The sequence below is a fragment of the Kineosporia babensis genome, from assembly GCF_021129305.1.
In the GTDB taxonomy this organism is placed as follows: Bacteria; Actinomycetota; Actinomycetes; order Actinomycetales; family Kineosporiaceae; genus Kineosporia; species Kineosporia babensis.
Genome location: NZ_JAJOMB010000007.1, coordinates 259,798 through 274,200 on the forward strand (window position 1 = coordinate 259,798; position 14,403 = coordinate 274,200).

At 72.0% G+C, this 14,403-nt stretch carries 9 protein-coding genes; 6 read left to right on the forward strand and 3 right to left on the reverse strand.

Features of this window, described 5'->3' with window-relative positions; all coding sequences use genetic code 11:
* Positions 1 to 49: 49 nt before the first annotated feature.
* Positions 50 to 1,423, reverse strand: a complete 1,374-nt coding sequence (locus LR394_RS15655) for a DNA polymerase IV (RefSeq protein ID WP_231442448.1) — start codon at positions 1,421 to 1,423, stop codon at positions 50 to 52.
* Between the two features lie 74 nt (positions 1,424 to 1,497).
* Here LR394_RS15655 and LR394_RS15660 point away from each other — a divergent pair, with 74 nt between their 5' ends.
* On the forward strand, positions 1,498 to 1,968 hold the full coding sequence (locus LR394_RS15660) for a universal stress protein (protein ID WP_231442451.1): 471 nt from the start codon (positions 1,498 to 1,500) through the stop codon (positions 1,966 to 1,968).
* A gap of 330 nt (positions 1,969 to 2,298) precedes the next feature.
* Here LR394_RS15660 and mftD (LR394_RS15665) read toward each other — a convergent pair whose 3' ends face one another.
* Positions 2,299 to 3,459 carry a pre-mycofactocin synthase MftD gene (mftD, locus tag LR394_RS15665; protein ID WP_269329259.1) on the reverse strand — a complete coding sequence of 387 codons (1,161 nt, stop codon included), beginning with the start codon at positions 3,457 to 3,459 and terminating at the stop codon, positions 2,299 to 2,301.
* 130 nt (positions 3,460 to 3,589) lie between these two features.
* Here mftD (LR394_RS15665) and mftD (LR394_RS15670) point away from each other — a divergent pair, with 130 nt between their 5' ends.
* The 5 genes from mftD (LR394_RS15670) to LR394_RS15690 all read left to right on the forward strand — a co-directional run bounded on the left by mftD (LR394_RS15670) (position 3,590) and on the right by LR394_RS15690 (position 12,904).
* Positions 3,590 to 4,807 (forward strand): pre-mycofactocin synthase MftD, encoded by a 1,218-nt coding sequence (mftD, locus tag LR394_RS15670; RefSeq protein ID WP_231442454.1) that lies wholly within the window; start codon positions 3,590 to 3,592, stop codon positions 4,805 to 4,807.
* Between the two features lie 217 nt (positions 4,808 to 5,024).
* Complete coding sequence (locus LR394_RS15675) at positions 5,025 to 6,938, forward strand: HSP90 family protein (protein WP_231442456.1); 1,914 nt, start codon at positions 5,025 to 5,027, stop codon at positions 6,936 to 6,938.
* Positions 6,939 to 6,942: 4 nt separating this feature from the next.
* Positions 6,943 to 8,055: a tetratricopeptide repeat protein gene (locus tag LR394_RS15680; RefSeq protein ID WP_231442458.1), complete on the forward strand. Its 1,113-nt coding sequence runs from the start codon at positions 6,943 to 6,945 to the stop codon at positions 8,053 to 8,055.
* A 3-nt stretch (positions 8,056 to 8,058) separates the two neighbouring features.
* Entirely contained in the window at positions 8,059 to 10,323 is a 2,265-nt protein-coding gene (locus LR394_RS15685; protein WP_231442459.1) for a hypothetical protein, read from the forward strand.
* Between the two features lie 19 nt (positions 10,324 to 10,342).
* Positions 10,343 to 12,904, forward strand: a complete 2,562-nt coding sequence (locus LR394_RS15690) for a hypothetical protein (protein ID WP_231442462.1) — start codon at positions 10,343 to 10,345, stop codon at positions 12,902 to 12,904.
* Here LR394_RS15690 and mftF read toward each other — a convergent pair.
* Complete coding sequence (mftF, locus tag LR394_RS15695; protein WP_231442464.1) at positions 12,901 to 14,394, reverse strand: mycofactocin biosynthesis glycosyltransferase MftF; 1,494 nt, start codon at positions 14,392 to 14,394, stop codon at positions 12,901 to 12,903. The two genes, LR394_RS15690 and mftF, sit on opposite strands and share 4 nt — an antisense overlap.
* Between the last annotated feature and the right edge of the window lie 9 nt (positions 14,395 to 14,403).

A 14,403-nucleotide genomic window follows, 5' to 3' on the forward strand; every position in this document is an offset into this window, starting at 1 on the left:
CGCGACACTAGCTGATCACAATGTTCCGAAAACGTGCAAACGTCCGCATTCACCACACCGGCGGCTCACCCACCTCCAGCTCCGGATCGTCCGAGCGGAACGTCCGGATCGGCCCGGGACCGGTGTGCGGCCCTTCGAAACGCACTGTCACCCGCCCCAATCCGGCCCCCTGCACCCAGCCCGCCCCACGTTCGGCATGCACCACGTCCTGCCCGGGCCGCCAGTCCGGCGTGAGCTCGGTATCGGCCGGCTCGTCGTTCAGCTCGGCGGTCCAGCCGAAACCCTTGGAGCTGGGCAGGTCTTCGGTCACCTTCACCGGCAGCACCTCGTCGGGCTCGTCGCCGATCTCGGCCAGCAGGTCCGACAGCAGATCGGTCTGGGCGAACGCGGTCAGCCCGGCCACGCCCACGCCGAGCAGCCGGATACCGTCGCTGACCTCCACCGCGTCCAGCAGCTGACGCACCCCGGCCAGGACCTTGGGCAGCGAATCGGTGGGCTGGTCCAGGGTGAACGAGCGGGTGATGGTGCTGAAGTCGTAGCTACGGACCTTGATCGTGATGGTGCGGGCGCACAGCCCGTCCTTCGTGATCCGCCCGACCACCCGCTCGGCCATCCGGCGGGCATGCTCCATCAGCTCCCGCCGGTCGGTCAGGTCGCGGGAGAAGGTCTCTTCCGCCGAGACCGACTTGGCGTCGCGCTCGGGCTCCAGCTCACGGTTGTCGCGGCCCAACGCGTGCTGGTGCACCGCCCGGCCGTGGGCCTGGCCGAGGATGCCGACGATCTCCTGCTCGGTGGCTTGGGCAACCTCGCCCACCACGTGCATGCCGAACTTGTGCAGCCGCTCCTGCGTGGCCGGGCCGATGCCGGGCAGGCGGCGCACCGGCATCCCGGCCAGCAGCTCCCGCTCGGAACCGGGCGGCACCACGGTCAGCCCGTCGGGCTTGTTCAGGTCCGAGCCGATCTTGGCGATCAGCTTGCTGGTGCCCACCCCGATCGAGGCGGTCAGCCCGGTGACCTGATGGATCCGGGCCCGGATGCCCTCGGCCAGCTCGGTGACGGCCGGCACGTCCACCCCCGGGTGGGTGGGGGTCAGATCGACGTACGCCTCGTCCACCGAGACCTGCTCGATCAGCGGCGAGACCTCGGCCAGCACCCCCATCACCACCCGCGAGGCGGCCCGGTAGGCCTGGAACCGGGGTGTGAGATACGCAGCGTTCGGGCAGCGCCGGCGCGCCTCGACGATCGGCATGGCCGAGCCGACGCCGAACTTGCGGGCCTCGTACGAGGCGGTGGCCACGACACCGCGGCGACCGGTACCGCCGACAATGACCGGTTTGCCGCGCAGCGAGGGCTTGTGCAACTGCTCGACGGCGGAGAAGAACGCGTCAAGATCCAGATGGAGGATCACCGGCCGCGTCCGCATAGGCACAGTTGTACCCGTACCGTCCGACAGTCTTGACTGGCCGCGCGGGTGCACTGCACCGATAGAGTTGAGACATGTCTGGCTCGGACATTCCGGACCTCTCCCCCGAGGCCTCTCCCAAGCGGCTGATCATGCTGGTGGGAGTGGACGGGTCGGAGAGCTCGCTGCGCGCCCGCGCCTACGCCGTGGGCCTGGCCCGGCGCTCGCACGCCTACCTGATCATGGTCTACGTGCGGCAGCTGAGCACGATGACGGCGTTCGCCCCCGGCCCCGGCACCGCCGCGATCGAGGAGGCGGAGGACGAGGTGGCCGCCGAGCTGCGCAAGGAGATGACCACGCTGGCCGCCGAGCCCGGCCCGCAGCTGGACGCCGAGCTGATCGAGTGCACCGGCAGCCCGTTCCAGGCGCTGAACCAGATCGCCGCCGAGCGCCGCGCCGACGCGATCATCGTGGGCGCCTCCAAGCAGGCCGGGCACCGGTTCGTCGGGTCGCTCGCCGTGCACCTGGTCCGTAACGCCAGCTGCCCGGTCACCGTCGTCCCCTGACGAGCCACCAAGGTTCGCCAGGCTCCGCGAGGGCAATGAATGGGGGCGGAGCCGACCCGGTCAAGGTTCGTGGTCAACGCACTGGGCCAGGAGAAGCAGCCTCGGACCGCGAGGGCGGCGGATGGGGGCAGCTCGACAATGTGTACACCTGGCACCAGATGGACCACCTTTACACATCGCGAGCAGCCGTTCGCAGGGTTCTGTGCAATAGCACTGAGGTAGGCGCGGCTCGCGTGTGCATCGGAGCGAGGCACACATCGCGCGGCAGTCCCCGCAGCCGCAGCCGGTGACCCACGAAGCGCACCGAGCACGAAGCGCACCGAGAAACGATCAGCCCCGGGCAAACCCCGGCGGCACGATCAGGTCGTCCGGGCTCAGTTCCCGAACGTCTGAGCGCCCGAGCCCGAGCAGCGCCGAGTCGATCCCCCCACGCAACAGATCCAGCACGTTCTCCACCCCGGCCTGCCCGTTGGCGGCCAGCCCCCAGAGGTAGGCCCGGCCGATCAGCACCGCGCGGGCGCCCAGGGCGAGCGCCTTGACCACGTCGGAGCCTCGCCGGATTCCGCCGTCCAGAAGCACTTCCACTTCGTGGCCGACCGCCGCGGCGATCCCGGGCAGGCTCCGCACCGAAGCGAGTTCACCGTCCAGGTTGTTGCCGCCGTGATTGGACACCGAGATCGCGGTGACCCCCGCATCGACGGCGCGTCGAGCGTCTCCAATTCGGGTTACCCCCTTGAGCATGAAGGGGCCTTCCCACTGCGAACGCAACCACGCGACGTCCTCCCATGAAGGCGGAGGGGTGTTCTTCCAGCCGCCGTAGGCCTCGAAGAACGTAGGTACCGGCCGACCCGGTTCGGCCAGGTTGGGCACGGTCAGGTCGGGCAACTGACCGGCCGATATCCATTGCCGCAGCCAGGAAGGCCGCGAGAGCACGGCGGGGGCGAACCGGATGGCCGTAGGCAGATCGATCCGCAGGGGGATGGACGGCGAGCCCCAGTCCCGCCCTTCCGAGAACGACCAGTTCAGCGTCAGGATCAGCCCGCAAGCACCCGCGGCGGCCGCGCGCTCAACGCCGGCCATGACGTGCTCTCGCGAACCCGTCCAGCTGGTCTGGAAGAAGGTCACCGGATTGGCAACCACAACGTCCTCAATCGGTTTGCTGGCGAACGACGAAAGCCCCATCGCCGTACCCCGGCTCGCAGCCGCCCGGGCCACCGCGAGCTCTCCCTCCGGGTGCACCGCCTGTACCCCCGTGGGCGAAATGAGCACCGGCAGGGACAGCTCCTGGCCCATCACCGTCACCCGCTGCGAGCGCTGGTCGGACAGCCCAGCCACGTGCGGGGCGAAGCCGAGCTCGGCGAACGCCCACTGGTTGTCCTGGATCGTCAGGCCACGCTCGGAGCCGGCGATCAGCGCCTTGTACACCGGTTCGGGCAGTCGCCGGCGGGCTCGCCGCTGGGCCTCGGCCACGCTCTCGAACCAGGGGTTCAGTCTTGCCACGGCGGCAATCTATCCACCTTCCGAGTGAGTCCAGGGTCTTGGGACCGGCTATATTGACACCACGTGCCAATATAGGTCCCGGGGTGGATCAGACAAGCGTCTCGAAGAGGAGAGATCAGGTATGGCGAACGCGTGGTTCGAGACGGTTGCCGAGGCGCACCGGCGCGCGAAGAAGCGGCTGCCCAAGGGCGTTTACATGGCGCTGGTCGGCGGCTCCGAGCGTGGTCTGACCGTGGACGACAACATGAACGCGTTCGGGGAGCTGGGCTTCGCCCCGCACATCGCCGGACTGTCGCAGACCCGCGACCTGAGCACCCGCGTGATGGGCCAGGACCTGGCCCTGCCGGTGATGATCTCGCCGACCGGCGTGCAGGCCGTGCACCCCGAGGGCGAGGTCGCGGTGGCCCGGGCCGCCGCCGCCCGCGGCATCACGATGGGCCTGAGCTCGTTCGCCAGCAAGTCGATCGAAGAGGTCGCGGCGGTCAACGACAAGACGTTCTTCCAGATGTACTGGGTCGGCACCCGGGAGGTCCTGCTGCAGCGCATGGAGCGCGCGCGGGCGGCCGGGGCCAAGGGCCTGATCATGACCACGGACTGGTCATTCTCGATGGGCCGGGACTGGGGCTCGCCGATGATCCCGGAGAAGATCAACCTGAAGGCGGCGCTCGCCTACGGCCCGCAGATCGCGCTGCGCCCGAAGTACGCGCTCCAGTGGGCCAAGTCCCGCACCATCCCGGACCTGACCACGCCGAACCTGGCCCCGGCCGGCGGCGGCCCGGCCCCGACGTTCTTCGGCGCCTACGGCGAGTGGTACGGCACCCCGCTGCCGACCTGGGAGGACATCGCCTGGCTGCGCGAGCAGTGGGACGGCCCCTTCATGCTCAAGGGCGTGATGCGGGTGGACGACGCCAAGGCCGCCCGGGACGCCGGCGTCACCGCGATCTCGGTGTCCAACCACGGCGGTAACAACCTGGACGCCACCCCGGCCTCGATCCGCGCCCTGCCGGCCATCGCCGAGGCGGTCGGCAACGACATCGAGGTGGTTCTGGACGGTGGCATCCGCCGCGGTTCCGACGTGGTCAAGGCGGTTGCGCTGGGCGCCAAGGCCGTGATGATCGGCCGCGCGTACCTGTGGGGCCTCGCCGCCAACGGCCAGGCCGGGGTCGAGAACGTGATCGACATCCTGCGCGGCGGGATCGACTCCGCGGTGCTGGGCCTGGGGCACTCCTCGATCCACGACCTGAGCGCCGACGACCTGATCGTGCCGGACGGTTTCACCCGATCGCTGGGTGTGACGCCCGCGCAGAAGGTGGTCGAGGCCGCTGTGAAATCTGCGTAAGCAGTGAACCGGTCCGGCACCGCCCACGGCGCCGGGCCCCACCTGACCGCCCGCCGTAAACCAGCCCACTGCACTGGTTTACGGCGGGCTTTCCAGTTTGTCCGGTACCGGGTTGTGATCTGCGTGAGGGAACCGGCTCGCAGAGTGATCGAAACCGCCTGATTTCATACCCATGGCGGTTTCGGACAAACCCCCGGGACCCCCTAGGCTTTCGCAGGTGCCCCCACCCCCCGAGCCCACCTCGCGGCCCTTCCAGGTCGACCTGCGGGGCATCGTCGATCTCCTGAGCCGGAGCATCTACTCCGGCCCCCAGGTCTACCTGCGCGAACTCCTGCAGAACGGGGTGGACGCGATCACCGCCCGGCAGGCGTTGCCAGGGGCCCCGGCGGGGGCGATCCGGATCACCCCGGCGAGCGCCCCCGGTGAGGATCTGGTGTTCACCGACAACGGGATCGGGCTGACCGCGGCCGAGGTCGGCGAACTGCTGGCCACGGTGGGCCGCAGTTCCAAGCGGGACGTGCTGGACCTGCCCCGCACCGACCGGCTCGGCCAGTTCGGGATCGGCCTGCTGAGCTGCTTCATGGTCAGCGACGACATCCGGGTCCTGTCCCGCAGCGCCGGCGGCGAACCGCCGGTGGAGTGGGTGGGCAGCGCGGACGGCACCTTCACGGTGCGCGAGATCCCCGAATCAGAACTTTTGGACGTGGCTGGTCCCGGTGGGCTGGCGATCGGCACCCAGGTGCGACTGCGGCCGCGCTCGGTGGGGGCCGGTGAGGGTGATCTGACCTCCGCGGCCGGGGTGCTCGACCTGGCCTCCCGGTACGGCGCCTACCTGCCGGTCCCGGTGCGGGTGGACCTGCCCGGCGGCGGGGAGCAGACGGTCAGCTCGCAGCCGCTGTTCGCCCAGCCCTTCAGCCTGCCCTCGCCGCAACTGCTGGCGCTGGGCAAGGAGCTGATCGGGGCCGAGCCGCTGGACGCGATCGCGCTGCACGTGCCGGCCACCGGCACCCGGGGCACCGCCTTCGTGCTGCCGTTCGCCCCCTCCCCCGGCGCCCGCCAGGCCACCCGGGTGTACCTGCGCGGCATGCTGCTGTCCGAACGGGTGGACGACCTGCTGCCCGAATGGGCGTTCTTCGCCCGCTGCGTGGTGGACACCACCGGCCTGCGCCCCACCGCCAGCCGCGAGTCGCTGATCCAGGACGACGCGCTGGAGGAGACCCGGGCCGAGCTGGGCGCCGCGCTGCGCCGCTGGGTGGCCACGATGGCCAACCGCGACCCGGTGCGGCTGAGCACCTTCCTGGGCGTGCACCACCTGGCCCTGCGCGCGCTGGTGCTGCACGACGACGAGCTGGCCGCGTTCATCGTGCCCTGGCTGCCGATCGAGACCAGCAACGGCCAGACCACCTACCGCGAGCTGCTGCGCCGGGGTGAGCCGCTGCGCTTCGCCGAGACGGTGGACGAGTTCCGCCAGATCGCGGCGATCGCCCGGCCGGACGCCCCGGTGATCAACGGCGGCTACGTCTACGACTCCGACATCCTGCGCCGGCTGCCCGACCTGATCCCCGGCACCGTGGTCGAGACGGTCACCATCACCGACGAGCTGGCCTCGCTGGACGTGCCTGCCCTGGCCGAGCGCCCGGCGGCGCAGCGGCTGCAGGCCCGGGCCGAGGCCGCCCTCAAAGATCTCGACTGCACGGTGCTCGTGCGGTCGTTCGCTCCCGACACCCTGCCCGCCCTGCACATCGCCGACGCCGGGGTCCTGCGCCGGCTGCAGCGGCAGCGGGCCAAGGAGGCCGGGAGCGGAATGTGGGCCTCGATCCTGCAGCGGATCGACGACGCACAAGACGCATCGAACACGTCCGACGGTGAGACGCAGGCGGTCGGCGCGGCCGGCCAGCTCTGCCTCAACTGGCGCAATCGGCTGGTGCGAGCCCTGGCCGAGAGCGAGGACGAACTGCTGCTGGCCCGTACCGTAAGGGTGGTCCACGTGCAGGCCCTGCTGGCTGCACACCGCCCGCTCCGCGCGGTCGAGCGGGCCTCGCTCACCGACGCACTGACCGACATCGTGCACCTGAGTGCCGGGCTCGGGGCGGATCTCGGCGACCTGCCGCACGCCCCCGGGGAGAACTGATCGTATGAACACCACCACCGAGAACCCGGGTGCGACCGAGGCCAAGCCGGCCCGGTCCATCGACACCGACGTCCTGCTGGACCGGGTGGAGTGCCTTCTGGTGCTCGAGGAGTTCGGCCTGGCCGGCCAGCTGCTCGACCTGATCGCCACCCGCCGGATGCTGCTGAAGACGACCTTCACCGACGAGCAGGCCCAGCGCCTGGCCGTCGCCCGGGCGCGCCGCGAGACGCCGCCCGACCTGGACGAGGCACTGGCCCCGGTGGTCGCCGCCCCGGACGACGCGGACCCGCTGAAGGTCGCCGCGATCGTCGAGGAGCAGCTGGCCCTGGACGGCTGGAACCGCGGCCAGAAGGCGGCCCTGCTGCGCGCCCGGGCCTGGCTGCTGGCCGGCGCCGGCCAGCTGGAGGACATGCTCAACACCGCCGAGGAAGCCCTGCGGATCGGCCTGGACCTGGGCGCGCACGGCTTCTGCGTGCAGCTCTCGCGGACCGCCGCCCAGGCCACCCTGGAGCTGCACCGCTACCAGGAGGCGGCCGACCTGTACCGGCTGGCGCTGACCGAGGCCGCCGCCGGTGAGCCGATCGTGATCGTCGAGCCGCCCCGTCAGCCCCACGGCGACCTGCTCGGCCTGATCAGCTCGCTGCACCTGCTGGGCCAGGCCCGCAGCCGGGCCACCGACCTCAAGGGCGCCGAGGACGTGCTGCGTGAGGCCCTGCAGCTGGCCTCCACCCCGCCGGCCTCCGAGCACCCGGCGGTCAGCGCCGCCCGGGCCGAGGTGCTGTACGGCCTGGCCCTGCTGATCAGCGGCGCCGACGCGGCCCGGCTGGACGAGGCGCTGGAGTGCGCCGGCAACGCCGCCGACACCTTCACCGTGATCAACGCCAAGGTGGACGCGGGCCGGGCGCTGGCCCTGGCCGCCCGGCTGCTCACCTCGGCCGACCGACCGGCCGACGCCATCCCGTTCCTGGAGCGGGCCACCGCGGTCCTCGCCGCCGAGCCCGAGCACCTGGTCGGCTGCCTGGACATCCTGGCGGCCACCTACGCCCAGCTGGGCCGCACCGAGGACGCGCGGGCCGCCGAGGAGATGTCGGAGCACATGAGAACCTCGCAGAGCTAGCCCTTGGGACCGGTTCCGGGCGGCACGGACGCCGTCGAGAAGCGCATCGCCGGGCTGCTGGCCCGGGTCGACGTGACCCCGTTCGGCGTGGCCGAGCGGGTGCTTCTCGACGAGTCCATCGCCCTGGCGGACCAGCACAACCTGCCCGAATGGGGCTACGCGGCCCGGCTGCGGCTGCTGTCCTCGGCCAACCACACCGGCGACACCGACGCCCAGCTGTCGGCGTTCGCCTGGTGCGCCGGCCGGCAGGCGGCCGAGCCGCAGCGCTTCCCGCTCCAGGTCGGCGAGTACGACCTGCTCTGGTACCACAAGCACGTGGTGGCCGCCCTGACCGGCAGCCCGCTGTTCTCGCTGGACGACGTGGAGTCGGCGATCGAGGCGATGCAGGAGCAGTACCTGCGGGCCGGGGTGGGCCAGTCCGGGGTCTGGCAGGCCCGGTTCCAGGCCACCATCGGCCTGGGCCGGCCCGAGCAGGCCCGCGGCATGCTGGCCGCGCTCAAGCGCACCCCGCGCGACGAGTACAGCCACTGCTTCACCTGCTCGCGGGCCGAAGAGGCCGAGTTCCACTACCTGACCGGCGACGACCAGGCCGGGCTGGCGCTCACCGCCGAACTCCTGGCCGGCGACCTGAGCTGCGGCGACGAGCCGGCCAACGCGATGGCCCACGCCCTGCTGCCGCTGCTGCGGGCGGGCCGCACCGCCGAGGCCCGCCGGCTGCACCTGCGCGGCTACCGGCTGGTGCGCTCCAGTCCCGACAGCGTCCGGGCGATCGCCCAGCACCTGCGCTTCTGCGCGGTCACCGGCAACGAGGCGCGCGGCCTGGAGATCCTGGTGCAGCACCTGCGGCTGCTGGAGCACGACAGCCTGAACCAGCTGGCCCGCCTGGACCTGCTCTCGGCCGCCGTGGTGCTGCTGTCGGCGGCCCAGCAGTCCGGAGCGGGTGAGCAGGCGGTACTGTCCGGTGCCCCCTGGACGATCCGCGAGCTGCAGGTGGCGCTGCGGGCCCGGGCCGCCGCCCTGGCCGTGCAGTTCGACCGGCGCAACGGCAACGACTTCGAGAGCACCCGGCTGGAGCGCGACCAGGCGCTGCTGAACACCCGGTACGACCTGCCCCTGGCCACCCGCCCGGCGGCCCGGCCGATGGTCACCGACTCCGCCGAGGACCTGCACGCCCGGGCCCGTCAGCTACGCGCCGAGGCCGAGAACCTGGCCGACAAGGAGCCCGCCCGCGCCCTGGCCGCCGCCCGCGAGGGCCTGCGGCTGGCGCTGTCGCTGGGCAACCGGGAACTCACCATCGCCACCGCCCGGTTCGGCGCGCTGGCCGCGATGACCATGGGCGAGGACGAGGCGGCGATCGAGTTCTGCCGGGTGGCGGTGGACGAGGCCTCCGCCGCCGAACTGCCCGCCGAGCCCTCGTTCCGGATGGAGCTGGGGGCCGCGCTGTTCCGCGGCGGCCGGGCCGAGGAGGCCGGGCTGGAGATCGAGGAGGCCCTGCGCCAGCTGCGGATCGCCGGGGCCCCGGCCGGGGAGCTGGCGGTCGGGCACCACCAGCTCGGGCAGGCCGAGGCCGCCCAGGGCAAGTTCGGCTCCGCCCGCGAGAACTACCGCGACGCAGTGGCTCTGGCCTCACGTTCGGGTGATCACGCGGCCAGCACCCGCTACGGTCTGGCCCTGGGCGAGCTGCTGCTCTCCCGCGACGACCCGGCCGGCCTGACCGTGTTGGCCGGCACCGTGGTCTCGGCCCGCAACCTGACCAGCGACCCGCAGGTCCAGATCGGCGCCCTGCACCTGCTCGGCCGTTCGCTGGGCGCGATGCACCAGGACGAGCTGGCCGAGCGGGTGCTGCGCGAGGCCCTGCAGCTGGCCGACAACGCGCCGGAGATCCCGGCGATCCGCTACGAGCACGCCGATGTGCTGGACTCGATCGCCCGCGCGGTCAGCGCCGACCCCACCCGCCGCGACGAGGCGGTCGAGCTGGCCCAGCGCGCCGCCGACGGTTTCGCCGCCGCCTCGGCCCGTTCCGAGGCCGGCCGGGCCCTGCTGATGGCCGCCTCGATGCTCGAGCACGACCAGCCCGGGCAGGCCCTGACCCTGATGGAACGGGCCGCCGGCCTCGCCGCCGAGCGCCCGGAGGTGCTGCTGGCCTGCCTGGACTCGCTGGCCGGGCTGCAGGAGCGGATGGGCCGCACCGGCGAGGCCCACCTGTCCCGGACCCGGGCCGACACCCTGCGTTTCCGACCGGCCGACCCCCGGTTCACCCCGTCCTGATCGAAGGAGCCTCTGAGCAATGGACAGCGCCGAGCACCGGATCGAGCAGCTCTTCGGCGAGATCGACGGCATGTACTTCGGCGCGGCCGAGCGGGCCCTGATCGACGAGGCGGTGGCTCTGGCCGACGAGCACGGCCTGGACGAGCTCGGTTACGCCGCCCGGCTGCGGCTGCTGCCCTCGGCCAGCATGCTCGGCGACACCGACGCCCAGCTGTCCGCGTTCGCCTGGTGCGTCGGGCGCAACGCCGCCGACCCACAGCGTTTCCCGCTCCAGGTGGGCGGTTTCGACCTGCTCTGGTACCACAAGCACGTGGTCAGCTCGCTGATGGGCAGCCCGCTGTTCTCGCTGGCCGACGTGGAGTCGGCGATCGAGTCGATGGAGCGGCAGTACGTCAAGGAGGGCGTGGGCGTCTCCGGGGTGCTGCAGGCCCGGTTCCAGGCGGCCGGCGGGCAGGGCCGGCTGGAGGAGGCCGGCAAGTGGCTGGGTGAGCTCAAGCGCACTCCGCGCGACGCCTACAGCCACTGCGAGACGTGTGTGCGGGCCGAGGAGGCCGAGTACCACTACCTGGTCGGTGAGGACACACAGGGCCTGGCCCTCGCCGACGAGATCCTCGGTGAGGGCATGACCTGCGGCGACGAGCCGGAGAACACGATTGCTCAGGCGCTGCTGCCACTGCTGCGGGCGGGCCGGCTGGAGCAGGCCCGGCAGCTGCACCTGCGCGGCTACCGGATGGCCCGCGGCAATGCCGACCACCTGCCGATGATCGCCCAGCACCTGCGGTTCTGCGCGGTCACCGGCAACGCCGCGCGGGGGCTGGACATCCTGGAACGGCACCTGGGCTGGCTGGTCCACGACGGCCTGAACGCCGAGGCACACTTCAACGCGCTGTCCGCGGCCGCCGTGCTGCTGGCCGCGGCCGAGCGGGCCGGGGCCGGCGCGCAGACCGTCAACGCCGCCTCGGACCCCAAGCTGCACAGCATCTTCGGTGAGCACACCGGGCCCTGGACGGTGAGCGAACTGCAGACGGCGGCCCGCCAGGCCGCCGCCGAGCTGGGCACCAAGTTCGACGAGCGCAACGGCAACGAGTGGTACGCCTCCCGGCTGCGCGCGGACGACGCGCTCGCCGAGGTCTCGTACGAGCTGCCGATCGGGGCCACCCGGGTGGTCACCGACCGCACCGAGACCGCCGCGGCCGCCCTGCCCGAAGACCTCGACGGCCGGCTGATCATGGCCAACGACCTGCTCGTGATGGACGAACGCGGTCAGGCCCGGCAGGTCCTCACCGCGGCCGAGGCGCTGGGCGACTCACCCGGTGGTGAACCACTGACCGCCGCCCAGATCGCCGAGATCGCCGGGCTGAAGGCTCGTCTGGACGCGGCCGGCGAGGGTGACGAGGTGCTGGCCGGGATCTTCGAGATCGCGGCCTCGGACGGTCTGCACGCGGCGCTGGCGATGACCGAGACCGCGCTGTCCGACCCGGAACTGGAACAGGGCCGCGGCCGGGGCCGGCGGGCCGCGCTGCTGCGGACCAAGGCCCAGCTGCTGGGGGCCGACGACCAGTACGACGCCGGTCTGGCCGCGGCCGACGCCAGCCTGGCCATCGGGCTGCGGCTGGGCGCCCGGGAATGGGCCTCCACCAGTGCGATCCTGGCCGCTCACCTGGCTCAGGACGCGGGCAAGGCCGACCTGGCGATCGAGCGCTGGCGGATCGCGATCCGGGAGGCGGCGCAGGCCGAGCTGCCGCAGGAACTCAGCGCCCGGCTGGAGCTGGGCTCGCTGCTGCAGGCGCTGGGCCGGGCCGAGGAGGGCGTGGAAGAGGCCCGCGAGGTGCTCAGGCGGCAGAGCGCCACCGGCGCCCCGGACGCCGAGCGGGCCGAGACGCTGCGCCGGATCGGCCAGGGCTCGGTGGCGATGCAGGAGCCGCAGGACGCGCTGGACGCCTACCGCGACGCGGTCGCCCTGGCCTCCAAGGCCGAGGACTGGGCGCTGGCCACCCGCGCCGCGCTCGCGCTGGGCGATCTGATGACCGAGTCCGGGGACGAGGAGGGCATCGCGGTGCTGGCCGGGGCGGTGGAGTCGGCCCGGCACCTGGACGAGGACGACCCGATGTGGGTGATCCGGGCGATGCACATGCACGGCCGCGCGCTGAGCATGGCCGACGACGACGAGAAGGCCGCCGAGGTGCTGCGCGAGGCGATCGACCGGGCCGCCCGGGCCGCCGCCGACGAGCACCCGGCCGCCGCCTTCGAGCACGCCGACCTGCTCGACTCGCTGGCCCGGGCGCTGGTCACCGATCACGAGGACGAGGCGCTGAAGCTGGCCCACCAGGCCGCCGAGCAGTTCGTCGCGATCGACGAGGCGGTGCCCGGTGGGCGGGCGCTGATGCTGGCCGCCGGGATCCACTTCAACAACGAGCGGCCGGAGAAGTCGCTGCCGTTGATGGAACGGGCGGTGGCCCTGCTGGAGGACCACCCCGACGTGCTCGGCCAGGTGCTGCACGCGATCGGCGACGTGTACGAGGCGCTGGAGCGCCACCACGACGCCAAGCAGGCCCGGGATCGGGCCGAGCAGCTGCTTTAGGAGCCCTTTTTCACCGAGCCCAGCAGCCGCCACTTCCACGTCGGCCGGACCGCGCGGAAGTGGCGGCTGCGGAAGCTTCCCGCCCATACCCCGGCGCCGTAGGCCGCGTCGTCCATCAGCACGGCGATGGTCCAGCGCACTGGGTCGACATCCGGCCTGACCCGCAACCATTCACGGACGGGGGACGCGGCTACCAGCGCGAGGGCGGCCACCAGCCGTCCCCGGCGTTTGCCGACCGGGGCCGCCGCGACGGCGACGGCTACCGGCAGAGCGAACTGGGACGTCCATCGGCCCATTCCGAAGAAGGTCTCCCGAACGCCGATCGCCAGTGGACGAGCCAGATCCTCGGGTTTACTGCCGGCCTTCTTCAGCGCCAGGTACGAATCGGCATACCCCGCAGCAAAAGTGGCCCCGGCCAGCAGAGGACGCCGCGCCAGCAGAGCCAGCGCAGTGGACACCGGCGCCGCCACCATCACCAGCGGAGCTACTTTGCCCGGATGCCGCTCCTCCAGCAACGCCGCCGAGGTACCGTAGGCGAACCGCCTGCGCAGCAATGACTTCCATTCGGCCGGCTCCTCGTGCCCGATCTCGACCGAAGGGTCGTACCGCACCCGCCAGCCGGACTCCAGCAGCCGCCAGACCAGGTCCACGTCCTCGCCATACCGCAGATCCTCGTCGAAACCACGCTTTCCGGCGATGTCTTCGAGCGCCGCGCGCCGCAGGATCAGCGCGGCGGTGGGCAGGTACGAAACCCGGCTCAGCGGAGCGACGCGAGCCGGCAGACCACCCAGGTCGAGCACCGGCCGAGCCTGGGAGAAACGCTCGGCGAAAGTGCGCGGCGCCCTGCCCCCCGCCACGATCCGGGGCGCCACGGCAGCCAGCAGCGGATCGTCGAAATGCCCCACCAGATCGTCGATCCAGTTGGCCGGGGGCAGGCAGTCGCTGTCCAAGAAAGCCACCAGCGGGGTGTCCACCAGGCGCAGCGCGTCGTTGCGGGCCGGACCTGGACCACCGTTGACCTCGCGCACCACCACCCGGGCGCCGTGCTTGTCGGCGACCGCAGCGACAGCAGCCGGATCATGGGAAGCGTCGTCCACCACGATCACATCGGCAATCGCGCCCTGGGCGGCGGCCGCCAGGCCTTCCAGGCAACGGTCGAGCTCGGCAGAACGGTCACGCACCGGAATCACCACGGTGACCACGTTCTGCCGCGACGGCCGACGCTCGTCACCCTCGGGCAGGCCACGGCGTTCGGGGTGCAGCAACCCGGCATCGGAGAAGCGCCGGGCCAGGGCTGCGGCCGCCGGACTGCTGACGGTGCCTTCCTGCAGCCGTGAGAAAGCTTCCTGCCCGGCCGGATTGAGCCGGAACAAGCGAGCCGGGGAACCGCCGAAAATGGTGCCGTCCGGCTTGATCACGGCTTCTGGGTCAAGTTGCACCGACATGCCCAGCGGCAACCCGCCGGTCTGGCTGTTCCCCGTCGTCGTCACTCCAGCACT

Excerpts from the sequence above, each read along its gene's own strand:
- LR394_RS15655 (WP_231442448.1), bottom strand. The coding sequence starts at position 1,423 with ATGCGGACGCGGCCGGTGATCCTCCATCTGGATCTTGACGCGTTCTTC.
- mftD (WP_231442454.1), top strand. The coding sequence starts at position 3,590 with ATGGCGAACGCGTGGTTCGAGACGGTTGCCGAGGCGCACCGGCGCGCG.
- LR394_RS15660 (WP_231442451.1), top strand. The coding sequence starts at position 1,498 with ATGTCTGGCTCGGACATTCCGGACCTCTCCCCCGAGGCCTCTCCCAAG.
- LR394_RS15690 (WP_231442462.1), top strand. The coding sequence starts at position 10,343 with ATGGACAGCGCCGAGCACCGGATCGAGCAGCTCTTCGGCGAGATCGAC.
- LR394_RS15680 (WP_231442458.1), top strand. The coding sequence starts at position 6,943 with ATGAACACCACCACCGAGAACCCGGGTGCGACCGAGGCCAAGCCGGCC.